This window comes from Pseudomonas fluorescens (assembly GCF_902497775.2).
In the GTDB taxonomy this organism is placed as follows: Bacteria; Pseudomonadota; Gammaproteobacteria; order Pseudomonadales; family Pseudomonadaceae; genus Aquipseudomonas; species Aquipseudomonas putida_F.
The window spans coordinates 542,503-566,429 of record NZ_OZ024668.1 but is presented as its reverse complement, the minus strand read 5'-3'; the positions used below and the strand labels follow the sequence as shown (position 1 = coordinate 566,429).

The 23,927-nt window shown below is 63.3% G+C and carries 21 protein-coding genes; 8 read left to right on the top strand and 13 right to left on the bottom strand.

The genetic code is table 11. The annotated features are described in order from the left end of the window. Positions 1–199 precede the first annotated feature (199 nt). Positions 200–1,405 carry an OprD family porin gene (locus F8N82_RS02755; protein ID WP_224793715.1) on the top strand — a complete coding sequence of 402 codons (1,206 nt, stop codon included), beginning with the start codon at positions 200–202 and terminating at the stop codon, positions 1,403–1,405. 61 nt (positions 1,406–1,466) lie between these two features. Here F8N82_RS02755 and F8N82_RS02750 read toward each other — a convergent pair whose 3' ends face one another. Beyond that, entirely contained in the window at positions 1,467–2,372 is a 906-nt protein-coding gene (locus F8N82_RS02750) for a TauD/TfdA dioxygenase family protein (RefSeq protein WP_038998968.1), read from the bottom strand. Positions 2,373–2,553: 181 nt separating this feature from the next. On the opposite strand from F8N82_RS02750, the gene F8N82_RS02745 reads away from it, so the two are divergent. Further along, entirely contained in the window at positions 2,554–3,480 is a 927-nt protein-coding gene (locus F8N82_RS02745) for a LysR family transcriptional regulator (protein WP_038998967.1), read from the top strand. On the opposite strand, the gene F8N82_RS02740 is transcribed toward F8N82_RS02745, so the two are convergent. Next, positions 3,437–4,483 carry an ABC transporter substrate-binding protein gene (locus tag F8N82_RS02740; protein WP_038998965.1) on the bottom strand — a complete coding sequence of 349 codons (1,047 nt, stop codon included), beginning with the start codon at positions 4,481–4,483 and terminating at the stop codon, positions 3,437–3,439. The genes F8N82_RS02745 and F8N82_RS02740 overlap by 44 nt on opposite strands. Before the next feature lie 278 nt (positions 4,484–4,761). Here F8N82_RS02740 and F8N82_RS02735 point away from each other — a divergent pair, with 278 nt between their 5' ends. The 3 genes from F8N82_RS02735 to F8N82_RS02725 are packed head-to-tail and all read left to right on the top strand — an operon-like array spanning position 4,762 to position 8,789. Next, positions 4,762–6,357, top strand: a complete 1,596-nt coding sequence (locus tag F8N82_RS02735) for an ABC transporter permease (protein ID WP_038998964.1) — start codon at positions 4,762–4,764, stop codon at positions 6,355–6,357. After that, positions 6,354–7,178 (top strand): ABC transporter ATP-binding protein, encoded by an 825-nt coding sequence (locus tag F8N82_RS02730; protein WP_038998963.1) that lies wholly within the window; start codon positions 6,354–6,356, stop codon positions 7,176–7,178. The genes F8N82_RS02735 and F8N82_RS02730 overlap by 4 nt, the downstream gene beginning before the upstream one ends. A gap of 9 nt (positions 7,179–7,187) precedes the next feature. After that, positions 7,188–8,789 carry an arylsulfatase gene (locus F8N82_RS02725; RefSeq protein ID WP_038998961.1) on the top strand — a complete coding sequence of 534 codons (1,602 nt, stop codon included), beginning with the start codon at positions 7,188–7,190 and terminating at the stop codon, positions 8,787–8,789. On the opposite strand, the gene F8N82_RS02720 is transcribed toward F8N82_RS02725, so the two are convergent. After that, positions 8,761–9,450, bottom strand: coding sequence for a Crp/Fnr family transcriptional regulator (locus F8N82_RS02720; RefSeq protein ID WP_038998959.1), 690 nt, complete (start codon positions 9,448–9,450; stop codon positions 8,761–8,763). The genes F8N82_RS02725 and F8N82_RS02720 overlap by 29 nt on opposite strands. 88 nt (positions 9,451–9,538) lie before the next feature. On the opposite strand from F8N82_RS02720, the gene F8N82_RS02715 reads away from it, so the two are divergent. Next, positions 9,539–10,063: a DUF962 domain-containing protein gene (locus tag F8N82_RS02715; protein ID WP_038998958.1), complete on the top strand. Its 525-nt coding sequence runs from the start codon at positions 9,539–9,541 to the stop codon at positions 10,061–10,063. Between the two features lie 89 nt (positions 10,064–10,152). Here F8N82_RS02715 and pcaC read toward each other — a convergent pair whose 3' ends face one another. The 9 genes from pcaC to pcaR form a co-directional block, all read right to left on the bottom strand. Next, the gene (pcaC, locus tag F8N82_RS02710; protein WP_038998956.1) at positions 10,153–10,545 is read right to left on the bottom strand and encodes a 4-carboxymuconolactone decarboxylase; all 393 of its coding nucleotides are present in this window, start codon (positions 10,543–10,545) and stop codon (positions 10,153–10,155) included. 2 nt (positions 10,546–10,547) lie between these two features. Further along, a complete protein-coding gene (gene pcaD, locus F8N82_RS02705) occupies positions 10,548–11,345 on the bottom strand; it encodes a 3-oxoadipate enol-lactonase (protein WP_038998955.1) in 798 nt (265 codons plus the stop codon). Between the two features lie 11 nt (positions 11,346–11,356). Continuing rightward, a complete protein-coding gene (locus tag F8N82_RS02700; RefSeq protein ID WP_038998954.1) occupies positions 11,357–12,721 on the bottom strand; it encodes a 3-carboxy-cis,cis-muconate cycloisomerase in 1,365 nt (454 codons plus the stop codon). Between the two features lie 19 nt (positions 12,722–12,740). Next, complete coding sequence (locus tag F8N82_RS02695; RefSeq protein ID WP_038998953.1) at positions 12,741–14,030, bottom strand: MFS family transporter; 1,290 nt, start codon at positions 14,028–14,030, stop codon at positions 12,741–12,743. Between the two features lie 120 nt (positions 14,031–14,150). Then, complete coding sequence (gene pcaF / locus F8N82_RS02690) at positions 14,151–15,356, bottom strand: 3-oxoadipyl-CoA thiolase (RefSeq protein WP_176470436.1); 1,206 nt, start codon at positions 15,354–15,356, stop codon at positions 14,151–14,153. Next, the gene (locus tag F8N82_RS02685; RefSeq protein WP_038998951.1) at positions 15,353–16,132 is read right to left on the bottom strand and encodes a CoA-transferase subunit beta; all 780 of its coding nucleotides are present in this window, start codon (positions 16,130–16,132) and stop codon (positions 15,353–15,355) included. Before F8N82_RS02685 ends, pcaF begins: the two co-directional genes overlap by 4 nt. Continuing rightward, positions 16,129–16,986 carry a CoA transferase subunit A gene (locus F8N82_RS02680; RefSeq protein WP_038998950.1) on the bottom strand — a complete coding sequence of 286 codons (858 nt, stop codon included), beginning with the start codon at positions 16,984–16,986 and terminating at the stop codon, positions 16,129–16,131. The genes F8N82_RS02685 and F8N82_RS02680 overlap by 4 nt, the downstream gene beginning before the upstream one ends. Positions 16,987–17,225: 239 nt before the next feature. Next, positions 17,226–18,572: an MFS transporter gene (locus tag F8N82_RS02675; RefSeq protein ID WP_038998949.1), complete on the bottom strand. Its 1,347-nt coding sequence runs from the start codon at positions 18,570–18,572 to the stop codon at positions 17,226–17,228. A gap of 277 nt (positions 18,573–18,849) precedes the next feature. Further along, positions 18,850–19,725: a pca regulon transcriptional regulator PcaR gene (gene pcaR, locus F8N82_RS02670; protein WP_174242307.1), complete on the bottom strand. Its 876-nt coding sequence runs from the start codon at positions 19,723–19,725 to the stop codon at positions 18,850–18,852. 586 nt (positions 19,726–20,311) lie between these two features. On the opposite strand from pcaR, the gene F8N82_RS02665 reads away from it, so the two are divergent. Then, positions 20,312–20,512, top strand: a complete 201-nt coding sequence (locus F8N82_RS02665; RefSeq protein ID WP_038998948.1) for a hypothetical protein — start codon at positions 20,312–20,314, stop codon at positions 20,510–20,512. A 341-nt stretch (positions 20,513–20,853) separates the two neighbouring features. After that, positions 20,854–22,326 (top strand): inorganic phosphate transporter, encoded by a 1,473-nt coding sequence (locus tag F8N82_RS02660; RefSeq protein ID WP_038998947.1) that lies wholly within the window; start codon positions 20,854–20,856, stop codon positions 22,324–22,326. Positions 22,327–22,382: 56 nt separating this feature from the next. Here F8N82_RS02660 and F8N82_RS02655 read toward each other — a convergent pair whose 3' ends face one another. Next, on the bottom strand, positions 22,383–23,861 hold the full coding sequence (locus tag F8N82_RS02655; RefSeq protein ID WP_038998946.1) for a helicase HerA-like domain-containing protein: 1,479 nt from the start codon (positions 23,859–23,861) through the stop codon (positions 22,383–22,385). Positions 23,862–23,927 lie beyond the last annotated feature (66 nt).

Here is a 23,927-nt window from a genome sequence, read left to right as displayed (position 1 = left end):
ATTCCGCCTGCAACGAATTGATTCATCCCCGCCCGCCGCCGCACCATCGCTTCGCAGCTTTTCCAAAGCGTATCCCCAAAGATCGTAGCCCGGCCTGTGACCTCGAACCGTCGCAGCGGATGGCTTCGGCTTACATAAAAACAAGAGACAACAGACGATGACCATACCCGCACGACACCTGCTTCCCGGCTTGCTGGCCATGACTTGCGCCCTACCCTCCCTCGCGGCTGAGGGCGGCTTCGTCGAGGATGCCAAGGCCAGCCTCAACCTGCGCAACTTCTACATCAACCGCAACTTCGTCGACCCGGCCAACCCCCAGGGCAAGGGCGAGGAATGGACCCAGAGTTTCATCCTCGACGCCCGCTCCGGCTTTACCCAGGGTGTGGTCGGCTTCGGTGTCGATGTACTGGGCTTGTACTCGGTCAAGCTCGATGGCGGCAAAGGCACGGCGGGCACCCACCTGTTGCCGGTGCACGATGACGGCCGGCCTGCCGATGATTTCGGCCGCCTGGGGGTGGCGCTGAAGGCAAAGATCTCCAACACCGAACTGAAAGTCGGCGAATGGATGCCGGTGTTGCCGATTCTGCGCTCCGACGACGGCCGATCGCTGCCGCAGACTTTCCGCGGCGGGCAGATCACCTCGCAGGAAATCGCCGGCCTGACCCTGTACGCCGGACAGTTTCGCGGCAACAGCCCGCGTAACGATGCGAGCATGGAAGACATGTCGATGAACGGCCGCGCGGCTTTCACCTCCGATCGCTTCAACTTTGCCGGTGGCGAATACAGCTTCAACGACAAGCGCACGATGATTGGCTTGTGGAATGCCGAACTCAAGGACATCTACAACCAGCAGTACATCAACCTGGTGCACAGCCAGCCGCTGGGCGATTGGACCCTGGGCGCCAACCTCGGCTACTTCATCGGCAAGGAAGACGGCGCCGAACGCGCCGGCAAACTGGACAACCGCACCGCCTCGGCGATGCTCTCGGCCAAATACGGCGCCAGCACCTTCTACCTCGGCCTGCAGAAAGTCAGCGGCGACGATGCCTGGATGCGGGTCAACGGCACCAGTGGCGGCACCCTGGCCAACGACAGCTACAACTCAAGCTTCGACAACGCTCAGGAGCGCTCCTGGCAGCTGCGTCACGACTACAACTTTGCCGGCCTCGGCGTGCCCGGACTGACCCTGATGAACCGCTACATCAGCGGCGACAACGTGCACACCGGCGCCATCACCGATGGCAAGGAATGGGCGCGGGAATCGGAGCTGGCTTATGTGATCCAGTCCGGGACCTTGAAGAGCCTGTCGGTCAAATGGCGCAACTCGACCATGCGCCGGGACTACAGCACCAATGCCTTTGACGAGAACCGACTGATCATCAGTTACCCGATCAGTATTCTCTGAAACCTCTGTCTTGGGGCTGCTTTGCAGCCCATCGCGGGCAAGTCGAGTCGTCGCGATTGCTTCAAGCCCCGCGAGTCGTCCGGCTACGCAGCCCGGCAACCCCAACCGGCACGTCACCCTGCAAGGTCACCCGGCGCACCACACGGCCCTGGGTGCCGTAATCGTCCACCGCGTAATGCTGGGTCGCGCGGTTGTCCCAGATCGCCACGTCACCTGCCTGCCAGCGCCAGCGCACGGTATTTTCCAGGCGCGTGACATGGCTTTGCAGCAGGTTGAACAGGTGCGCCGAGTCGCTCTGCGAGTAGCCCTTGATGCGTTTGACGAAGTGCCCCAGCAGCAGGTTTTTCTCGCCGCTGATCGGGTGCACACGCACTACCGGGTGCTCGGTTTCGTACACCGTCGAGGTGAAGATCTTCCGGTAGTTCTCCAGTTGTTCGAGGCTCACGTTGGGCTTGGCTGCGGCGTAGTCGTACTCGTTGCTGTGCACCGCCCAGAGCTGGTCAGCCAGGGCCTGCAACTCCGCTGGAAGGTCCTGGTAAGCCGTGGCGGTATTGGCCCAAACGGTATCGCCACCGGATTCGGGCGCTACCACCGAGCGCAGGATCGACGCCTTGGGATAGGCATCGACGAAGGTCACGTCGGTGTGCCAGGAATTGGCCCGGCGCCCTTCGCCGCCATCGAGTTCGAGCAGGTAGCGTGTGCCTTCGCGCACTGGCACGGTCGGGTGGGCGATCGGCTCGCCGAGCAGGTGGGCAAAGGCTTCCTGGCCCTGGTCATCAAGGTGGGTCTGGGCACGGAAGAACACCACCTTGTACTGCACCAGCGCAGCCTGGATGGCTTCGATCACGGCGGGCTCAAGATCGGCGCTCAACTGGACCCCGCGAATTTCGGCACCGATGCGCCCGGCCACCGGGTGGATGTCCAGGGTATGGGTGACAGGTGCTACGGCGCGTGCGGCATTGCTCATGGATTGACCCTCATCTGGCTAGGTTGTGCGCAGCGGCTTGAAACCTCTGCTCTATTGATATGCAAATAAGCTCTAACAAATAAACATATGCTTCATTGACGGAATAAGAGCTTGCATTTAAAACCTGAGCCTGCGCGGCGGCAAATACCTTCGCCGTATTTTTGGAATGCCGGGAAAGCATATGGATCTTCGCCAACTGCGTTACTTCATCGCCCTCACCGAACACCGCAGTTTTGTCCGCGCCGCCGACGCCATGGGCATCACCCAGCCGGCCTTCAGCCGCAGTATCCAGGGCCTGGAACAAGAGTTCGGTTGCGTACTGGTCGATCGAGGCAACAAGGACCTGCGCCCCACGCCCGAAGGCCAGGTGGTGCTGCAGCACGCCCTGCGCCTGGTACAAGGCGCGGCGCAGCTCAACAGCGAAGTGCAGCAGATGACCAAGCTCGATGCCGGCGAGCTGCGCTTCGGCTGCGGCCCGGCGCCTGCGGTGCACCTGGTGCCGCAGGCGGTGGCGCGCTTTCTCGGCGCCCATCCCAAGGTGCGCACCTGCTTTGAAGTGGATAACTGGGAAAAACTCAGCCGCGCGCTGAGCCGTGAAGAGATCGAGTTCTTCGTTGCCGACATCCGTCATTTCGAGGCCGACCCGAACTTCCAGACCCAGCCGCTGAGCCCGCGTCGCGGCCTGTTCTTTTGCCGCCCGGGGCACCCGTTGCTGGCCAAGGACAGCCTGTCGACCAACGACATGTTCGACTACCCGCTGGCCACCACCCTGATCCCGCCGGGGGTGCGCAAGCTGCTGGCCAACCTCAGCGGCAAGACCGACTTCGCCCCGCAGGTGCAGACCGAGCACCTGCCGACTCTGGTGAAGATCGTGCTGGGCACCGACGCCATTGGCATCGGTACCGAAGAAGCCTTCGCCGAGGACATCGAACAGGGCCGCCTGGTACGCCTGCACTGGCGTAACCTGCCGGCCAACCTCGACAGCCTCAACGCCCGCTGCGGCATCGTCAGCCGCAGCGGTTACCGCCTCTCACCCGCTGCCCGGGCAATGATCGAAACCCTGATCAGCCTCGATCGGCAGCCAGCGGTGCAGGTGCTGGCCGGATAGCCTGCGGCGCCAGCCACTGCTCGACCTTGAACGGTTTGCGGATCAGCCGCTGCTCGGCGGCCAGGTCTACCGAAGCCTGCAACTTGCTCAGGAAGTCGGCATCCAGGGTCGAGGGGAAAATCTTGCTCAGTTGCTCGTTCTGCAAGTCTTGCTGAAGGATCGCCGGCGGGTAGCTGGCCAGCCCCGAGACCAGCTGGATGTAGGCGTCCTTGTTGTCGTCCTGGGTCAGCCAGTGCACGGCCTGTTGCTGGGCCGCAAGGAGCTTTTCCACAAGCTCGGGATGCTCGTCGACAAAACGCCCGGACCCCACCAGCACCGCCTGGACATTCCCGGCGCCGCCCAGGTCACGGGTGTTCAACGGCAACTCGGCCAGACCGCGCTGCTTGAGGGCGCTGATGCCGGTCGAACCCCAGGTGGCGTCGATCTGCTTGGCGGCCAGGGCGGCAATCGCCGCATTGAAGTCCAGGTTGATGACTTTCAGGTCCTTCTCGCTCAGGCCCTGGCTGGCCAGGGCGGCGTCGAACGACAACTGGGTGGCGGTGCCACGGAACACCGCCACGCGCTTGCCCTTGAGGTCTTGCAGAGTCTTGATGTTGCTGCCCGGCGCCACCCCCAGGTAATGCTTGATACCGCGCCCGGTGGCGGCCAGCAGCCGGGTGTCGAGGCCATTGGCCTTGCCGATGATCGCCGCCAGGTCACCCAGGTAGGCGAAGTCGACCTGGCCGTTGGCAAAGGCCTCGTTGATCACCGGGCCCGCACCCTTGAAGTAGTTCCACCGGATGCTGATGCCATCGGCAGCGAAGGCTTTCTCCAGCAGTTGCTGGTCGCGCAATACATCAGTCACACCGCCGCCGGAATGCTGGGTGCCGGCGCTCAGGTCCGGCACGGCGATACGGATCTCCTTGACCTCGGCGGCCTGGGCCAGCGGCGGCAGCCAACCGACCACCGCCGCCAGGGCGGGAACAGCAAAGAGGTTGAACACACGGTTGATCGACAGGTTCATGGCACGCGACTCCTTGTAATGGTGCGGCCACGCTACCGACAACCCTGACTATTAAATAAATACTAAAAAATTACATTTTAATAACTAATATGAATAAAAGGCGTACCACGGGCTGCGCAGCGCGTCATGCATCAGGCACAAGAAAAATATGCTTCGAATGCATTGGCTGCGCGTGACAGCGACGGCTTTAAATGCAGACTCTTATCACCTAATCGAATTTATTTTTAATTAATAATTCGTTTTTAGAATAAGCAAATAGCCAATCCGCGGAGGTTTCCATGGCCCGAGCTTCACTCTCCAGCCTGCCACTGGCAAGCCCCTCAGGGCGCACGCGGCTGTTTGACGGCCTGCCCCTGCGTCGTCTGCAAGCCTGGTACCTGCCGCTGTCACTGGCTGCACTGTGGTGGCTGGCCAGCCGCAACCAGTGGATGAGCGAACAGATACTGCCGGCGCCAAGCCTGGTCTGGCAAAGCGGCCTGGAACTGGCCCAGGGCGAGCTGTGGACACACCTGGCGATCAGCCTGCAACGCCTGGCCCTGGGCTTGCTGGTGGGCGTCACCAGCGGCGCCTTGCTCGGTGCCTGGCTGGGCTTCAGCCGCCGCGCCGAACGCCTGGTACTGCCGACCTTCAATGCCCTGGCGCAGATTCCGACCCTGGCCTGGGTACCGCTGTTCATGGTGCTGTTCGGCATCGGCGAAGTGCTCAAGCTGGTGGTGCTGGTCAAGGCGATCATCGTGCCGGTGACCCTGCACACCCTGGTGGGCGTGCGCGATGCCCAGCCACGGCTGCGCGAGGCGGCCACAGTGTTGCGCCTGCCGCCGCGCCTGTTGATCGGCAAACTGATTGTTCCAGCGGCCCTGCCAGCCTTTCTCGCTGGCGTACGCCTGGCCCTGGCCACCGGCTGGACATCGTTGCTGGCGGTGGAACTGCTGGCCTCCAGTGAAGGCATCGGTTACCTGATGGTCTGGGCCCGGCAACTGTTCATGCTCGATATCGTCTTCGTCTGCATCCTGGTCATCGGCCTGCTGGGCTTTGTCATGGACCGTAGCCTGGGCTGGCTCGACCGGCGCCTGGTGCACTGGCCGCATCCGCCCAACGCCGAGCTGCGAGTGTCGCGCTTGCACGGTGGCCAGCGCCTGCAGGCCTTGCTGCTGCCGTTGGCGCTGCTGGTGCTGTGGCAACTGGCCAATCAGCTGGACTGGGTCGATACGCAAATTCTGGTTGCCCCGTTGCAGGTCGTGCAGACCACCTGGGATGGCCTGCTCGATGGCTCGCTCAGCGGCGCCCTGGCGATCAGTGTCGGCCGGGCCTTGGGCGGCTTGTTGCTCGGCGGCAGCCTGGGTTTTGCCCTGGGCCTGTGGCTGGGGCTGTCGACGCCCGCCGAACGCCTGCTCGGGCCGAGCCTGGCCGGCCTGCGCCAGATCGCGATCTTCGCCTGGGTGCCGCTGCTAACCGCCTGGTTCGGCCTCGGTGAACTGGCCAAGTGGGTGTTCGTTGGCCTGGCGGCGTTCTTCCCGCTGTTCATCGCCACCCAACGGGCCGTGGCCAACCGTTCGCCCCAACTGGAGGAAGCCGCCCGCGTGCTGCACCTCAATCTGCCCCAGCGCCTGCGCCGGCTGGTGCTGCCGGGCGCAGCGCCAGGGATTTTCGCCGGCCTGCGCATCGGCCTGATCTACGCCTGGCTGGGCACCATCGGTGCCGAGTACTTCATGCCCTCCGGCGGCGGTATCGGCAGCCTGATGATCGGCGCCCAGCAGTTGCTGGGCATGGACATCATCATGGCCGGGATGCTTCTGGTCGGCCTCACCGGTGCGCTGCTGGGCGCCCTCGGACAACACCTCGAATTGCGCGCCACGCGCTGGAGACGAGCATGAATGCCATCGCCCACCCTCTGGTCAGTTTCAATCAGGTCGGCAAACACTTCGCCGTAGCCGGCGGCGAGCTGGAAGCCATCCGCGACTTCAACCTGCAGATCGCCGACGGTGAGTTCGTCGCCATTGTCGGCGCCAGCGGCTGCGGCAAATCCACCCTGTTGCGCCTGCTGATCGGCCTGGACAACGACTACCGGGGGCAGATCCTGATCGACGGCCAGGCACTCAATGGCATCGGCAGCGAACGCGGCATCGTCTTTCAGGAGCACCGCTTATTTCCCTGGCTGAGCGTAACGCAGAACATCGCCCTGGGCCTGGTCAACGAGCCGTTGACCCGCGAGCAGCGCCAGCAACGCATCGACCAGTACATCGCCTTGGTCGGCCTTGAGGACTTCAGCCAGGCCTACCCGCACCAGCTCTCCGGCGGCATGGCCCAACGCGTGGCGATTGCCCGCGGCCTGGTGGCCAGCCCACGTATCTTGCTCCTCGACGAACCCTTCGGCGCCCTCGACGCGCTGACCCGCCAGCAGATGCAGGACGAGCTGCTGGCGATTCGCGAGCGGGCACGCATCACCACCCTGCTGGTGACCCACGATGTCGAGGAAGCGCTGTTTCTCGCCGACCGCGTAGTGGTGCTGGAGCCACGCCCGGGGCGGATCAAGCGCATCGTCGAGATCGACCTGCCGCACCCGCGCCAACGTGCAAGCCTGGCCTTCCATCGCCTGCGCGAAGACCTGCTGCACGAGCTGACCGCCGACGCGCGCTATTTGCCGCCCGCGCTGGAACAGATTCGCGACCTGCCTTTGACCTACCTTGCCTACTGAGAACCGACCATGAGCCAACGCCCCAACTTTCTGCTCATCGTTGCCGACGACCTGGGTTTCTCCGACCTCGGCGCCTTCGGCGGCGAAATCGCCACGCCGAACCTCGACACGCTGGCCACTGCCGGCCTGCGCCTGACCGATTTTCATACCGCGCCGACCTGCTCGCCGACCCGCTCGATGCTGCTGACCGGTACCGATCACCATATCGCCGGCATCGGCACCATGGCCGAGGCGCTGACTCCGGAGCTAATCGGCAAGCCCGGCTACGAAGGCTACCTCAACGACCGCGTGGTGGCCCTGCCGGAGCTGTTGCGCGATGCCGGTTACCAGACCCTGATGAGCGGCAAATGGCACCTGGGCCTGACCGCCGAACTGGCGCCCCAGGCCCGCGGTTTCGAGCGTTCCTTCGCCCTGTTGCCGGGCGCTGCCAACCACTACGGCTTTGAACCGACCTACGACGAACAGACCCCGGGTTTGCTCAAGTCGACGCCAGCGCTGTACATCGAAGACCAGACCTTCATCGAAGAACTGCCCAAGGATTTCTATTCCTCCGACGCTTTCGGCGACAAGCTGCTGCAGTACCTGAAGGAACGCGACCAGAGCCGGCCGTTCTTCGCCTACCTGCCCTTCTCGGCGCCGCACTGGCCGTTGCAGGCGCCCGCCGAGGTGGTGGCGCGCTACAAGGGCCGCTACGACGCCGGCCCCGAAGTGCTGCGCCAGGAGCGCCTGGAAAAACTGCGCACGCTCGGCCTGATCACCGCCGACACCCAGGCTCATCCGGTGGACAACCACTGGCTGACCCTCAGCGAGGAGCAACGCCAGCGTTCGGCGCGGGCCATGGAGGTCTACGCGGCGATGGTCGAGCGCATGGACTGGAACATCGGCCGGGTGCTGGACTACCTGCGCAACCAGGGCCTTCTCGACAACACCCTGGTGCTGTTCATGTCCGACAACGGCGCCGAGGGCGCGCTGCTCGAAGCCTTCCCCAAGTTCGGCCCGCAACTGGCCAGCTACCTCGACCAGCACTATGACAACAGCCTGGAGAACATTGGCCGGGCCAACTCCTACGTCTGGTACGGCCCACACTGGGCTCAAGCGGCCACCGCACCGTCACGGCTGTACAAGGCCTTCACCAGCGAAGGCGGGATTCGCGTGCCGGCGCTGGTGCATTACCCGGCATTGGCACGCCAGGGCCAGATCAGCCATCAGTTCAGCACGGTGATGGACATCACCCCGACCCTGCTCGATCTTGCCGGAGTGCGCCACCCCGGCAAACGCTGGCGCGGCCGTGACGTGGCGCAGCTGCGGGGCAAATCCTGGCTGGGTTACCTGTCGGGCGAAACCGAGCAGGTTCACGATGAACACACCGTCACCGGCTGGGAGCTGTTCGGCCGCCGGGCGATTCGCCAGGGCCACTGGAAGGCCGTGTACATCCCCGGCCCGGTTGGCCCGGCGACCTGGCAGCTGTACGACCTGGCCAGCGACCCAGGGGAAATCAACGATCTGGCCGCGGCACAACCGGCAAAACTGCAGGCGCTACTGGGCGAATGGCAGAAGTATGTCGAGGAGACCGGGGTGATTCTCAGTCAGTCGCCGTTCCAGCCGGACTAGCCAGGGCCTGCAGGCGCGCGGGGTCGAGAATTTCGATCTCGCCATAGCCCAGGCGCAAGGCGCCCTCCTGCTCCAGCGACTTGAGGATCTGGTTGGTGGTCTGGCGCGACAGCGAAAGCATCAGCGCCAGTTGCTCCTGGGACAGTTGCAACACCCGCCGGCTGCCAAGCAACTCGCCATAGCCAGCGGCGATCTGCAGCAGCCTGTGGGCCAACCGCGGCGCTGCGGCCAACAGGCTCTGCTGCTCCAGGGCGACAAACACCACGCGCAGTTTATGACTCATCAGCACGGCCACATCGCGCCAGTGCCGGGGCTGTTGTTCGAGCAGCTTGAGTAACGGCGCCTGGGGGATCCACAACAACCGGGTCGGCGCTTCGGCCTGGGCATCGTGAGTACGTGGCTGGCCGTCGAGCAGACTGATCTCGCCGAACCAGTGCGGCGCCTCGATCAGAGTCAGCAGCGCCTCCTTGCCATCGGTGGCCACCGCGCCCACGCGCATCGCCCCGTCGAGCACCGCATACAGCCCGCATGGCGCATCGCCGCGCTGGAACAGGTACTGCCCGGCCGCCAGCTCACGCTGCCGGGCCAGCCCCAGCAGGCTATCCTGAAAGTTGGGAGGCAATGCCTGGAACCAGTGACCTTGCAGCAGGGTTTCGCGCATAACGCCTCGAAGGTGAACTCTGTCGGCTAGCCGACAGACAGCCGGATATCTGTAGGACATGCTCAAGCCACCTACAGGAGGAACAACAATGAAAAACCTGGTCGAACACCTGAGTCAATACGCCGCCTACCACCGCGACCCGCGCAACATCGTTACCCACTTTATCGGCATTCCGCTGATTGTGCTGGCGGTGACGGTTTTGCTGTCACGCCCGGGCGTTGACCTGGCTGGCGTCTGGCTGTCGCCGGCGCTGCTGGTGGCGCTGGTTACCGGCTGGTTCTACCTGCGCCTGGACCAACGCCTGGGCTTGCTGATGGCGCTGATGCTGGGCCTGTGCCTGTGGGCCGGGCAGGCGCTGGCCGGGCAAAGCACCCTGGTGTGGTTGAGTGCGGGCCTGGCATTGTTCGTGATCGGCTGGGTGATCCAGTTTGTCGGCCACCACTATGAAGGGCGCAAGCCGGCCTTTGTCGATGATCTGATGGGCTTGATCATCGGGCCGTTGTTTGTGGTGGTGGAGCTGGGCTTTTTGCTGGGGATGCGCCCGGACCTGAAGAAGGCTATCGAGGACAATGTCGGGCCGGTGGCGCTTCGGCAGAAGAAAGCGGCGGTCTGATTGGGGCTGCTTTGCAGCCCATCGCTGGCAAGCCAGCTCCTGCACCATACCTGTGGGAGCGGGCTTGCCCCGCGATGAGGCCTTGAAGGTCAGCCTTTGGCCTCAACCCCCAACTCATCCCACACCGACTCGGCCAGGTGGAAGGTGGCATTGGCCGCAGGGATCCCGCAGTAGATCGCGCTCTGCATCAGCACTTCCTTGATCTCTTCACGGGTCACGCCATTGTTGGCCGCCGCGCGCAGGTGCAGTTTCAGCTCCTCGTTACGGTTCATGCCGATCAGCATGGCGATGGTGATCAGGCTGCGGGTATGCCGGGGCAGGCCCGGGCGAGTCCAGATGTCACCCCAGGCATGGCGGGTGATCATTTCCTGGAACTCGCTGTTGAACTCGGTCAGGTTGTTCAGGCTGCGGTCGACATGGGCATCACCGAGCACCGCGCGGCGCACCTGCATACCGGCTTCATAACGTTGTTTCTCGTCCACGGTCAGTCCTCACGGCCCAGCAGAAAATCAATCACCCGGCGGCTGAATGGCGCACCGACTTCAACGTTGGACAGGTGCGCAGCGTGGAACTCGGCATATTGCGCACCCGCCACGTTCTCCTGGATGAAGCGCCCGCCCGACGGCGGCGTGACCGCATCGTGGGTGCCGGAGATCACCAGCAGCGGCACCTTGATCTCACCCAACTGCTCACGGAAATCAGCATCGCGCACCGCCCCACAGTTGGCCGCATAGCCCTCGGGCGAGGTGGCGGCGAGCATGTCGGTAATGCGCTTGGCCTGCTCGGGGTTGCCCGACGCGTAGGCCGGGGTGAACCAGCGCTCGATCGAGGCATCCCGCAGGCCGACCATCGCTGCTTGCTGATCACGCAGGACCATCTCGATGCGCGGGTTCCAGGTCTGCGGCGCGCCGATCTTGGCCGCGGTGTTGCACACGATCAGGCGCTTGAGCCGGTGGCCGGCGTTGATCCCCAGCCACTGACCGATCAGTCCGCCCATGGACAGGCCGCAGAAATGCGCCTGTTCGATGTGCAAGGCATCGAGCAGGGCCAGCACATCCCGCCCCAGTTGCTCAATGCTGTACGGCCCATTGGTTACCAACGAACCGCCATGGCCACGGGTGTCATAGCGCAGCACGCGAAAATGCGCGGTCAGGGCCGGTACCTGGGTGTCCCACATGTGCAGGTCGGTACCCAGGGAGTTGGACAGCACCAGCACCGGCAGGTGCTCCGGGCCTTCGAGTTGATAATTGAGTACGCCATCGGCGAGTTGTACCTGTGCCACTGCAGCCTCCTTCAGGCATTGACGCGGTGATGTTCAGCCAGCGCCCGCTCGACCCAGGCGCGGGCCTGGCCGAGGTAATGGGCTGGGTCGAGCAGACGATCGAGTTCGTCTGGCGAAAGTTCGGCGCTGACTTGCGGATCGTCACCCAGCACGGCGCGCAGGTGGCGCTGCTCGGCCACTGCACGCTGGCAGCAGGTTTCCAGCAAGTGGTGGGCGCGGTCACGGCCCAGGCGTTGGGCCAGGACGATACTCACCGCTTCCGCCAACACCAGGCCCTGGGTCAGGTCGAGGTTGCGGCGCATGCGTTCGGCGTCCACTTCCAGGCCGTCGGCGATGATCTGTGCCTGGCGCAGCGCGCCGGAGACCAGGCAGCAGATCTCCGGCAGGGTTTCCCATTCGGCATGCCACAGGCCGAGGCTGCGCTCGTGTTCCTGGGGCATGGCGGCAAACAGCGTGGCCAGCAGTCCGGGCACACGGGTGGCGGCGCCGATCAGCACCGCAGCACCAACCGGGTTGCGCTTGTGCGGCATGGTTGAGGAGCCGCCCTTGCCGGGCGCCGAAGGTTCGAACACCTCGGCAGCTTCAGTCTGCATCAGCAGGCTGACATCACGGCCGAGCTTGCCGAGGCTGCCGGCGATCATGCCGAGTACCGATGCAAACTCCACCAGACGGTCGCGCTGGGTGTGCCAGGGTTGTTCAGGCAGCGTCAGCTTCAACTCTGCGGCCAAGGCTTCGGCCACCGGCAACGCCTTGTCGCCCAGCGCCGCCAGGGTGCCGGATGCGCCGCCAAACTGCAGGGTCAGCAGGCGCGGCTTGAGTTCCTGCAGGCGCTCGCGGTGGCGGCTCAAGGCGCCCAGCCAGCCGGCGATCTTCATGCCCAGGGTGACCGGCGTAGCATGCTGCAGCCAGGTGCGCCCGGCCAAGGGGGTTTCGGCGTAGGTCTGGGCCTGGCGCGCCAGGGCATCGGCCAGCCGCGCCAGATCCGTCTCGATCAAGGCCAGTGCCGCCCGCAGTTGCAGCACCAGGCCGGTGTCCATGGCATCCTGGCTGGTGGCGCCCAGGTGCACATAACGCTCGGCCTCGGGTACGCCACTGGCAATCACCTTGCCCAGCGCCTTGACCAGCGGGATCGCCGAGTTACCGGCCAGCGCAATGGCTTCGGCCAACGCGGCAAAGTCATAGCGCTCGGCATGGCAGGCGGTTTCGATCGCCGCCACGGCCACCTGGGGGATGACCCCGGTGGCGGCTTCGGCACGGGCCAGGGCCGCTTCGAAATCAAGCATGCCCTGGACCCGACCACGGTCGGAGAAAATCTCGCGCATCCCCTGCGCGGTGAAGTAGGCATCGAACAGCTGATTGCCCGGACGCGGGTTCATTGGCGGGTCCTTGAACAGGTCAATGGTCGTGGTGCAGGTACGCAGCCTGCTTCGGCAGGCGCAGGCTGAACAGGAAGGCAATTGCCATCATCGCCGTAACGTACCAGTAAAAGGTGTTTTCCATGCCCATGGATTTCAGCCCCAGGGCCACGTACTCGGCCGATCCGCCGAACAGCGCGTTGGCCACCGCATAAGCCAGGCCGACACCCAGGGCGCGTACCTGCGGCGGGAACATCTCGGCTTTGACCAGGCCGCTGATCGAGGTGTAGAAGCTGACAATGCACAGCGCCAGGGTGATCAGCACGAAGGCCAGGAACGGGCTGGTGACGGTTTTCAGCGCCAGCAGGATCGGCACGGTGAACAACGTGCCCAGGGCGCCGAACAGCAGCATCGAGTTACGCCGGCCGATGCGGTCCGAGAGCTTGCCGAACAGCGGCTGCATGCACATGTACAGGAACAGCGCGCCGGTCATGATGAAGCTTGCGGTCTTGGCGCTCATACCGGCGGTGTTGACCAGGTACTTCTGCATGTAGGTGGTGAAAGTGTAGAAGATCAGCGAGCCGCCGGCGGTGTAGCCGAGCACGGTGATAAACGCCGCCTTGTGATTGCGGAACAACCCGGCGATGCTGCCAGCGTCCTTGTCGTTGCGGGTTTCGGCGCTGCTGGTCTCTTCCAGCGAACGGCGCAAGAACAGCGAAATCACTGCAGCGATGGCGCCGACCACAAACGGTATACGCCAGCCCCAGGCGCGCAGTTCATCCTCACTGAGCAGTTGCTGAAGAATCACCACCACCAGTACTGCCAGCAACTGGCCGCCGATCAGCGTCACGTACTGGAACGAGGCAAAAAAACCACGCTGGCCGCGCAGGGCCACTTCACTCATATAAGTGGCGGTGGTGCCGTACTCACCGCCCACCGACAGGCCCTGGAACAGCCGCGCCAGCAACAGCAGCGCCGGCGCCCAGGCACCGATCGAGGCATAGGTTGGCAGGCAGGCGATGACCAGGGAACCGGCGCACATCATCAGCACCGAGATCATCATCGAATTCTTGCGCCCGTGGCGGTCGGCGACACGGCCGAACAGCCAGCCACCGATCGGTCGCATCAGAAAGCCGGCGGCGAACACCCCGGCAGTGTTGAGCAACTGCACCGTCGGATCATCGGAGGGGAAGAAGGCCGGGGCGAAATAGATGGCGCAGAAGGCATAGACGTAAAAGTCGAACCATTCGACCAGGTTGCCCGAGGACGCACCGACAATGGCAAAGATGCGTTTACTACGTTCCTCACCGGTGTAATAGGCTGTTGTCATGGCTTGGTACTCTTGGTGGGTTCTGAGAGTCTAGACACACTCAGTAACACTCACGTTCCACAGAACAATCACCCCGACCGCGCAGCCTTGCGTGGAGGCTGCGCGACCGGAGTCATTGATTTACACCCGCTCGATGGCCAGGGCCAGGCCCTGGCCGACGCCGACACACATGGTCGCCAGGCCTTTGCGCCCGCCGGATTTTTCCAGTTGGTGCAAAGCGGTGAGGATCAAACGCGCGCCGCTCATGCCCAGCGGATGGCCAAGGGCGATAGCGCCACCGTTAGGGTTGACCTGCGGCGCATCGTCGGCCAGGCCCAGTTCGCGCAGCACCGCCAGGCCCTGGCTGGCAAAGGCTTCATTGAGTTCGATGACATCGAAATCGGCCACCGCCACACCCAGGCGTTCGGTCAGTTTGCGCACCGCCGGTACCGGGCCGATGCCCATCACCCGCGGCGCAACGCCAGCACTGGCCATACCCAGCACCCGCGCCCGCGGGGTCAAGCCGTGTTTTTTCACCGCCTCTGCCGACGCCAGGATCAGCGCTGCGGCACCGTCGTTGACGCCCGATGCATTGCCGGCGGTAACGGTCTTGTCCGGGCCGTTGACCGGCTTGAGCCGGGCCAGGGCTTCGAGGGTAGTATCGGCGCGTGGGTGCTCGTCGTGCTCGACCAGGGTCTCACCCTTTTTATGGGCGATGCGCACCGGCACGATCTCTTCGGCAAAAAAACCCGCAGCCTGGGCGGCCGCCGTGCGCTGTTGGCTACGCAGGGCAAAGGCGTCCTGATCGGCACGCGATACCTGGTAATCGTCGGCAACGTTGTCGGCGGTCTGCGGCATGGCGTCAACACCGTACTGGGCCTTCATCAGCGGGTTGATGAAGCGCCAGCCGATGGTGGTGTCTTCCAGCTTCATGTTGCGCGAGTAGGGGTTGTCGGCCTTGCCCATGACAAACGGAGCTCGGGACATCGACTCGACGCCGCCGGCAATCGCCAGCTCCATCTCACCGCTGGCGATGGCGCGAAAGGCCGTACCCACCGCGTCCATGCCCGAGGCGCAGAGGCGGTTGAGGGTCACCCCCGGCACGCTTTGCGGCAGGCCGGCCAACAGCAGCGCCATGCGCGCGACGTTGCGGTTGTCTTCACCGGCCTGGTTGGCGCAGCCGAGGAACACTTCGTCGAGCTGCTCCCACTGCACCTGCGGGTTGCGCTCGATCAGCGCCTTGAGCGGCGCCGCCGCCAGGTCGTCGGCGCGCACGCCGGCCAGGGCGCCGCCGAAGCGGCCAATGGGGGTGCGAATGGCATCGCAGATGAATACGTCACGCATCAGGCTTCTCCTGGCGCTTGGCCGTGGGCGGCAGCGGTACGTGCTTCGAGATCACGCAAGGCGTTGAGCTCGACGTCGCTCGGTTCCACGGTGGTTTGCACGTCATCGGCAAAACGGATGGCCCAGCCAGTGGCGGCAACAATCTGCTCGCGGGTCACGCCCGGGTGGATCGAGGTCACCACGAACTCATGGGTGCCGGCTTCAGGTTCCATGATGCACAGGTCGGTGATGATCCCCACCGGCCCTTCGCCTGGCAGGCCCAGGCGCTTGCGTGAGTCGCCGCCTTCGCCGTGGCCGACCGAGGTGATGAAGTCGAGCTTGTCAACAAAGGCGCGGTTGGACTGCTTGAGGATAATCAGCACCTGTTTGGCGGAGCCGGCGATCTCCGGCGCACCACCGGCACCCGGCAGGCGTACTTTGGGCTGGTGGTAATCACCGACCACGGTGGTGTTGATGTTGCCGAAGCGGTCGACCTGGGCAGCGCCGAGAAAGCCCACGTCGATGCGCCCGCCCTGCAGCCAGTAGCGGAAGATCTCGCCGGTCGGCACCACGGTGTCGGCGGTTTCGGCCAGCTCGCCATCACCGATCGACAGCGGCAGCACGCTCGGCTTGGCGCCGATCGGGCCGGATTCATAGATCAGCACCACATCCGGCGACGAGGTCAGGCGCGCCAGGTTGGCGGCCTTGGACGGTAGGCCGATGCCGACGAAACAGACGGCGCCATTGCGCAGGCGACGGGCAGCGGCAACGGTCATCATTTCATGGGTGGAGTAGCTCATTGTGCAGCCTCCGCGCTGGCCAGTTTTGCCTTGAATTCGGTGAAGTCGGCGGTGCCGCGAATGTACTGCTCGATCCATGCCGTGAAGCTTTCGCGGCTGCGGGCAATCGGGTCCCAGGCCTGATAGAAACGGTTGTCACGCTCGTAGTAACCATGGGCGTAGGACGGATGCGCCCCACCCGGTACCAGGCACACCGCAGACAGCGCCCAGGTCGGCAGCACGCAGGCATTCATCGGCGCCTTGAGGTCGTCGACGATCTCCTCGACGGTGACGATGCAGCGTTTGGCCGCCAGGGCCGCTTCCTTCTGCACGCCGAGGATGCCCCAGAGCAGCACGTTGCCCTTGCGGTCGGCCTTCTGCGCGTGGATCACGGTGACGTCCGGGCGCACCGATGGCACGGCGGCGAGGACTTCACCGGTAAATGGGCAAGTAACGCTCTTGATCAGCGGGTTGACCTTCGGCAGATCGGAACCGGCGTAGGCGCGCAGCACCGCGAACGGCAGGCCCGAGGCGCCGGCGACGTAGGCATTGGCCAGGTCGGCGTGGCTGTGTTCTTCGATCTCGATCGCGTGCGGCCACTGCTTTTCAACGGCGTCGCGCAGGCGATGAAGGGAACCGACACCCGGGTTGCCGCCCCAGGAGAAGATCAGCTTGCGGGCGCAACCGGCGCCGATCAGCTGGTCGTAGATCAAGTCAGGCGTCATGCGTACCAGGGTCAGATCTTTCTTGCCCTGACGAATGATTTCATGCCCGGCGGCAGTCGGAATCAAATGCGTGAAGCCTTCGAGGGCGACGCTGTCACCGTCGTTGACGAACTGCTTCACGGCGTCGTGGAGCGAGAGGATTTCAGCCATTGCAGACTCCTGGATATGCTGAGTCGGGGTCGGTTTCAAGGCGCCTTGGACGGCGCCGGGTATGGATTCAGATTAAGGTGGGCTTGGGGGCGGTTCAATCCGATAATCGACTAACTGTTCGATTATCGAACTGATTGTTGTCTTGCTAAGAACCCTTGCCAGCGATGCGGGCACCGCGCAAAGCCTGGCATAGCGTCGATACCATCGCCGGCAAGGCCGGCTCCCACACGCTGCCGATATCAGGTCGCATCCGCATGGCTGACCATGCCCTTGATGATCACCGCGATCGTGGCCAGCGCCGCCGGAATCACCAGTGCCGTCAGCACCTGCTCGAAATTCCAGCCCAGGCCCAGCAGGGTCGCCCCCATCCACGCCCCGAGAATCGCGCCGAAGCGGCCGATACCGAGCATCCACGAGACACCGGTGGCACGCCCCTGGGTCGGGTAGAAACGCGCGGCCAGCGAGGGCATGGCCGACTGCGCACCGTTGACGCACATTCCGGCAATCAGCACCAGGGTCGCCAGTACAGTGATGTTGCCCAGGCTCTGGCCTACCGCGTAGGCAAACACCCCAGCCAGCAGGTAGAAAGTGCCGATGACCTTGTGCGGGTTGTAGCGGTCCATGGCCCAACCCACTGCCACGGCACTGAGCACCCCGCCAAACTGGAACAGCGCGCCGATGAAGGCAGCCTGCTCCATGCTCGCGCCACTGTCGCGCATCAGGGTTGGCAGCCAACTGGTCAGCAGGTAGACAATCACCAGGCCCATGAAATAGGTCAGCCACAACAACAAGGTGCCGACGCTGTAGGTACCGGAGAAGATCACCGCGAACACGTTGCGGGCTTTTACCGTCTTCTGTTCAGGCACGCTGAAGCTCGATGCTTGGCCGACGATGGCCGGCTCGATCGGCGCCAGGGTTTTGCGCACCTTGTCGGTGCCGCGGTTGCGTACCACCAGATAGCGGGCCGACTCCGGCAACCACACCACCAATACAACCGCCAGGATCAGCGGCAATACACCGCCAATCAGCAACAGGCTATGCCAGCCAAACGCCGGGATCAGTTTGGCGGAGATGAAGCCGCCACCAGCCATGCCCAGGTTGAAGCCGCAGAACATGCTGGTCACCAGCAGTGACTTGTGCCGCTCTGGGGTGTATTCGGACAGCAGCGTGGTGGCATTGGGCATGCCCGCGCCCAGGCCCAGCCCGGTCAGAAAGCGCAGCACCAGCAACTGGTCGACGTTGGTGCTGTAGGCCGAAGCCAGGCTGAAAGCGCCGAACAGCACCACCGCCCCCACCAGTACCACCTTGCGCCCAAAGCGGTCAGCCAGCGGCCCGGAGCCCAGCGCACCGAAGACCATGCCAATCAAGGCGGCGCTCATCACCGGCCCGAGGCTTGCACGATCAATGCCCCAGTCCTGGGACAGGGCCGGGGCGATAAAACCCATGGCCGCGGTGTCGAGGCCGTCGAGGAAGACGATCAGAAAGCACAGGAGCACCACCCGCCATTGGTAGCGCGACAGCGGTTGGTTATTGATAAAGGACTGCACATCTAGGCAGTTTCCGACAGCAGCTTGAGGACTATTCATTATTTTTATCCAGAAGAAGCGCGCGAGTGTGCAGGTGCGCGCATGAACGGCACAGGCGAACAGGTACAGGTTCGGAAAGCTGGATCAGCTGCCGCGCAGTCCAGCGTAGGACAGGTGCAAGCCGTGCGGGGACAGGAAGTCGGTCATGGGGCGTTTGCCTCTCGCTCATTATTATGGGCGGTCAAGGCAGGTTGACCGCTGCGAGGGACATTAATAAGCAGGCGGGCGCGGCGCAATTCGATAAACGCATCTCTGTGCGTTTATCGAACAGGAACGTTCAGGCGAACAGTTGCGCACTGAGGTCACGGCTGGCGGCGAGCATGATCGGCAGGAAGCGCTGCTCAAGCTCGGTGCGGCTGACCCGGCCGGCGTGGGTACTGACGTTAAGCGCTGCCAGCACCTGGCCGGAGGCGTCGTAGACCGGTACCGCGATCGAGCGCAAGCCTTGCTCAAGCTCCTGATCGACCACGCACCAGCCCTGCTGGCGAACCAGTTGCAGGCACTCGAGCAGGGCCACCGGGTCATGGATAGTGCGGCTGGTCTTGGCCTGCAGGTCGGCGTGCTCAAGGTATTCGTGCAGGGTCGCGTCGTCCAGTGCCGCCAGCAAGATGCGGCCCATGGAGGTGCAATAGGCCGGCAGGCGACCGCCGACTGACAGGTCGACCGAAATCAGGCGCTGCACAGTGGCCGAGCGGGCGATGTAAAGAATGTCGTCGCCTTCCAGGGTGGCCATGTTGCAAGCCTCGTGCAACTGATCGCTCATGCGGTCCAGGTAAGGCTGCGCCGAGACCGCCAGGGGCGTCGACGACAGATAGGCATGGCCAAGGGTCAGCACCTTGGGCAGCAGCGAGTAGGTGCGCCCATCGGTGGTGGCGTAGCCCAGCTTGATCAGGGTATGCAGGCACCGGCGTACCGCCGCCCGGGGGATTTCCGTGCGGTGGCTGATCTGGGCGATGGTCAGGTGGCGCTTGCGCTCCTGGAACGCCTGCACCACGGCAAGGCCGCGGGCCAGCGAGGTCATGAAATCGGGGTCACCGGTAAAGGCCTGGATGCGCTTGGCCGGCGAGGCGACGATGGGCGGCGCCAGGGACGCAAACGAGCTACGCACGTTGTCGTTCAATCCTGGCCCTTTGGGCGTTGTTTCTTCTGTCATGGCTAGCCTCGGCAACACGGTCACTGGGGCGATTATCGAACCATCGACCGATAATCGCAATTGACCGCTACCCTCAATTGCTTATACCTTTCTCCCGCCACTATGTGGCTTCTTGGAGAGACTGGTCAGGTACCCACCGTAGAAGTCCCAGGCACGGCCTTGCCCACGAAGCGAGGCCGTTTTTCCTTCCTCCGTACAACGCGGGGTTTGTCGCCGGAGAACTTTTTCTTTGCTCCCGGTTCGAATTTCATACTCGGCTGACTGACCACATTCATAATGTGGTAACAAATCAGGCGCTCTTATCAACAATAGAGCGTGCTACTGTCAGGCAATCTACTTGCTATAATAAAAATTCGTATCCCCGCCCATGGGCAGGGATAGGGCGGATCCAATCTGCTAGACACAACCGGATCGCTGCAAGTGCCATCAACGTGAACACCTCGATGCTCACTTTCGCTTTCACCATCAAAACCTACTGTTGCTGCGACAGTTATGCCGCTCTGGCTGCGTAGCCGTGTGCATGTTGCGCCCCGCGCAGACAATTGCCCACGTAATCGCCAGGGTTTATATCCATACAGGTAATACTGTGACCAAAGATGAACTGCGCGCAGAACTAGAGCGCCAGGAACAACGTTACAAGGAAGTCTATGGCGGTGAAGTAACCACTTACGCCGCGCAACCCGACCCGGAGCGCAAGCCATGGCGCAAACGCGCAAGCGTGCTTGACCAGGCATTCGCTCAGGAACTGGAAAAAATCGAGAAAGAACTCAAGGATCAGGCGCCCTGACCCACCGTTGCGGGCAACTGGAGCATGCCGTTCAGCGGTGTGCGGGGGAGCTTTTCGCTAGGCACAATGCGGCCTATTTTTGCGCTGTCACCGGCCTTCGGTAACGGAATTTCACAAATTTCATACGGCCGTTTGATTTTTTTATGACAAACATTAAATCGCACAAACATTTAATTTTTATCGATTTTTTCGCATTTTAGCCGACGATCAGCGACGCATCGCCGACTCAGAGGCTCGGACACTCGGGTAGAAAAGGCGTCGACCGGTCAGCAGCAGGGGCATCGATTACCGGGGATTTCTGGCATAATCGCGCCCCCTTATGACCGGGTCAGAATTCCTTCATGATCGATTTATTCAGCGGACTTGATGCCTGGGTACTGGTGAGCTTGCTGCTCGCTCTGACCTTCGTACTCGCCTTCGAGTTCATCAATGGCTTTCATGACACCGCTAACGCGGTAGCTACAGTCATCTATACCAAAGCCATGCCGCCGCACCTGGCCGTGTTCTTCTCCGGCGTGTTCAACTTCCTCGGCGTTCTGCTTGGCGGTGTCGGCGTGGCCTATGCCATCGTCCACCTGCTGCCGGTCGAAATGCTGATCAATGTGAACACCGGCCACGGGCTGGCGATGGTCTTCTCGCTATTGGCTGCCGCCATTACCTGGAACCTGGGTACCTGGTACTTCGGTATTCCGGCGTCCAGCTCGCACACGCTGATCGGTTCGATCCTTGGCGTGGGCCTGGCCAATGCCCTGATCAACGACATTCCACTGGGTGACGGGGTCAACTGGCAGAAGGCAATCGACATCGGCATGTCCCTGGTGCTGTCGCCCATGGCCGGCTTTGCTGTCGCTGCCCTGGTGCTGATCGGCCTGAAATGGTGGCGCCCGCTGTCGAAGATGCACAAGACGCCGGAACAGCGTCGCAAGCTCGACGACAAGAAGCACCCGCCATTCTGGAACCGCCTGGTCCTGGTGATTTCGGCCATGGGCGTAAGCTTCGTGCACGGCTCCAACGACGGTCAGAAAGGTATCGGCCTGATCATGCTGGTGCTGATCGGTATCGTTCCGTCCGCGTTCGTTCTCGACCTGAACAGCACCACCTACCAGATCGAGCGGACCCGCGACGCCACCCTGCACCTGAGCCAGTTCTACCAGCGCAACGAAGCGACCCTGGGCGAGTTCCTGGCCCTGGGCAAAGCCAAAGATGGCGACCTGCCCGAGCAGTTCAGCTGCAACCCGCAGCAGACCGAACCGACCATCAATGCCCTGCAGCAATCGCTCAAGGGTGTAGCGGACTACCACTCGCTGCCGTCGGAAAAACGTATCGAAGTCCGTCGCTACCTGCTCTGCCTGGACGACACCGCGAAGAAGGTCGGCAAACTGCCGGGCCTGCAACCGCGTGAAAAGGCCGACCTGGAAAAGCTGCGTAAAGACCTGACCGCCACCACCGAATATGCCCCGTTCTGGGTCATCCTCGCGGTCGCCCTGGCCCTGGGCCTGGGTACCATGGTGGGCTGGAAGCGCGTGGTACTGACCATCGGTGAGAAGATCGGCAAACAGGGCATGACCTACGCTCAGGGCATGTCGGCACAGATCACCGCAGCCTGCGCCATCGGTATGGCCAACATCTTCAGCCTGCCGGTTTCGACCACTCACGTGTTGTCGTCCGGTGTAGCCGGGACCATGGTGGCGAACAAGAGCGGCCTGCAAGGCGGCACCGTCAAGACCATCTTGCTGGCTTGGGCCCTGACCCTGCCGGCGTCGATGGGCCTGGCAGCCGGGCTGTTCTGGCTGGCGACCAAAGCCATCAGCTAAAGCACCCCGCAGTAAAAAGGCGCCCCGAGGGGCGCCTTTTTTATGCCTGTGTAGAATCAGCGCCGCTTGCTGCCGCCCAGCAACGAGCCCATCAGGCCGCGCACCAACTGGCGGCCGAACTGGTTGGCCGCCTGGCGTACCGCCGACTTGATCGCCTGCCCCGCCGCGCTCTGCAGGAACTCGCCGGCCTTGTCGGCCAAGCTCTCTTCAGCCGCGGCCGGCGCCTGCTCAGGCTCGGCAACACCGCCTTTGCGGGCGTTGAGCATTTCATAGGCCGACTCGCGGTCCACCGGCTTGTCATAACGTCCGAGCAAAGGTGACGCGGCAATCAGCGCTGCCCGTTCAGCGGCGCTCAGCGGCCCGATTCGCGACTGCGGCGGCGCAATCAGTACACGCTGGACCATACCTGGCGTGCCCTTTTCCTGCAGGGTACCGACCAGCGCCTCACCGATGCCCAGCTCGGTGAGCACGCTCAAGGTGTCGAATTCCGGGTTGGGACGAAAGCCATCGGCCACGGCCTTGAGGGATTTCTGCTCTTTGGCGGTGAATGCCCGCAGGCCATGCTGGACGCGCAAGCCCAGCTGTGCCAGGACATCATCTGGTAGGTCGCTTGGTGACTGGGTGACGAAGTACACCCCCACGCCCTTGGAACGAATTAGCCGCACCACCTGTTCCAGGCGGTCCTGCAGGGCCTTGGGCGTACCGCTGAACAGCAGGTGGGCCTCGTCAAAGAACAGCGCCAGCAACGGTTTGTCGGCATCGCCGCGCTCGGGCAATTGCTCGAACAATTCGGCCAGCAGCCACAGCAGGAAGGTCGCATAGACCTTCGGCGCCTCATGCACCAGGCGACTGGCATCGAGCAGGTGAATGCGCCCGCGACCATCGGCGTCCGGCTGCAGAATGTCTTCCAGTTGCAAGGCCGGCTCGCCAAACAACGCCTCGGCGCCCTGCTGTTCCAGGGTTGCCAAGCGCCGCAACAGGGCCTGGCTTGAACCTGTGGTCATCAGCGCACTGTCTTCACCAAGCAGCTGCGGGTTGTCCTTCAGATGCGCAAGCAGCGCCTTGAGGTCCTTGATGTCCAGCAGCAACAGGCCTTCACGGTCGGCGACCTTGAACGCGGCATACAGCGCCGCCTGCTGACTGTCGGTCAGCTCCAGCAGGTTGCCCAGCAGCAACGGGCCCATTTCGCTGAGGGTGGTGCGCAATGGATGACCGGACTGACCATGGATATCCCACAGGCTGACCGGATAAGCCTGCGGCCGATGGTTCAGCCAGGGCATGCCGGCAATGCGTTCAGCCACCTTGCCCTGGGGGTTGCCCACTGCGCCGAGGCCGCACAAGTCGCCTTTGACATCGGCGGCAAACACCGCCACGCCCGCATCGCTGAAAGCTTCGGCCATATGTTGCAGGGTCACGGTCTTGCCGGTACCGGTCGCCCCGGCCACCAGGCCGTGACGGTTGGCCAGGCGCATGGCCTGGGCCACCGGCTGCCCGGCAAGGTCGGCGCCGAGCACGAATTGCGAAGAGTCAGGCATGTTTTTTCACCCTCTGTTTAAAGCTTTGGCTTGAAACGGCCGATATTAAATAGCGATAGACCACCA

Excerpts from the sequence above, each read along its gene's own strand:
- F8N82_RS02660 (WP_038998947.1), top strand. The coding sequence starts at position 20,854 with ATGATCGATTTATTCAGCGGACTTGATGCCTGGGTACTGGTGAGCTTG.
- F8N82_RS02680 (WP_038998950.1), bottom strand. The coding sequence starts at position 16,986 with ATGGCTGAAATCCTCTCGCTCCACGACGCCGTGAAGCAGTTCGTCAAC.
- F8N82_RS02675 (WP_038998949.1), bottom strand. The coding sequence starts at position 18,572 with ATGAATAGTCCTCAAGCTGCTGTCGGAAACTGCCTAGATGTGCAGTCC.
- F8N82_RS02655 (WP_038998946.1), bottom strand. The coding sequence starts at position 23,861 with ATGCCTGACTCTTCGCAATTCGTGCTCGGCGCCGACCTTGCCGGGCAG.
- F8N82_RS02720 (WP_038998959.1), bottom strand. The coding sequence starts at position 9,450 with ATGCGCGAAACCCTGCTGCAAGGTCACTGGTTCCAGGCATTGCCTCCC.
- F8N82_RS02740 (WP_038998965.1), bottom strand. The coding sequence starts at position 4,483 with ATGAACCTGTCGATCAACCGTGTGTTCAACCTCTTTGCTGTTCCCGCC.
- F8N82_RS02695 (WP_038998953.1), bottom strand. The coding sequence starts at position 14,030 with ATGACAACAGCCTATTACACCGGTGAGGAACGTAGTAAACGCATCTTT.
- pcaR (WP_174242307.1), bottom strand. The coding sequence starts at position 19,725 with ATGACAGAAGAAACAACGCCCAAAGGGCCAGGATTGAACGACAACGTG.
- F8N82_RS02730 (WP_038998963.1), top strand. The coding sequence starts at position 6,354 with ATGAATGCCATCGCCCACCCTCTGGTCAGTTTCAATCAGGTCGGCAAA.
- F8N82_RS02725 (WP_038998961.1), top strand. The coding sequence starts at position 7,188 with ATGAGCCAACGCCCCAACTTTCTGCTCATCGTTGCCGACGACCTGGGT.
- F8N82_RS02715 (WP_038998958.1), top strand. The coding sequence starts at position 9,539 with ATGAAAAACCTGGTCGAACACCTGAGTCAATACGCCGCCTACCACCGC.
- F8N82_RS02750 (WP_038998968.1), bottom strand. The coding sequence starts at position 2,372 with ATGAGCAATGCCGCACGCGCCGTAGCACCTGTCACCCATACCCTGGAC.
- F8N82_RS02700 (WP_038998954.1), bottom strand. The coding sequence starts at position 12,721 with ATGAACCCGCGTCCGGGCAATCAGCTGTTCGATGCCTACTTCACCGCG.
- F8N82_RS02735 (WP_038998964.1), top strand. The coding sequence starts at position 4,762 with ATGGCCCGAGCTTCACTCTCCAGCCTGCCACTGGCAAGCCCCTCAGGG.
- F8N82_RS02745 (WP_038998967.1), top strand. The coding sequence starts at position 2,554 with ATGGATCTTCGCCAACTGCGTTACTTCATCGCCCTCACCGAACACCGC.
- F8N82_RS02685 (WP_038998951.1), bottom strand. The coding sequence starts at position 16,132 with ATGAGCTACTCCACCCATGAAATGATGACCGTTGCCGCTGCCCGTCGC.
- F8N82_RS02755 (WP_224793715.1), top strand. The coding sequence starts at position 200 with ATGACTTGCGCCCTACCCTCCCTCGCGGCTGAGGGCGGCTTCGTCGAG.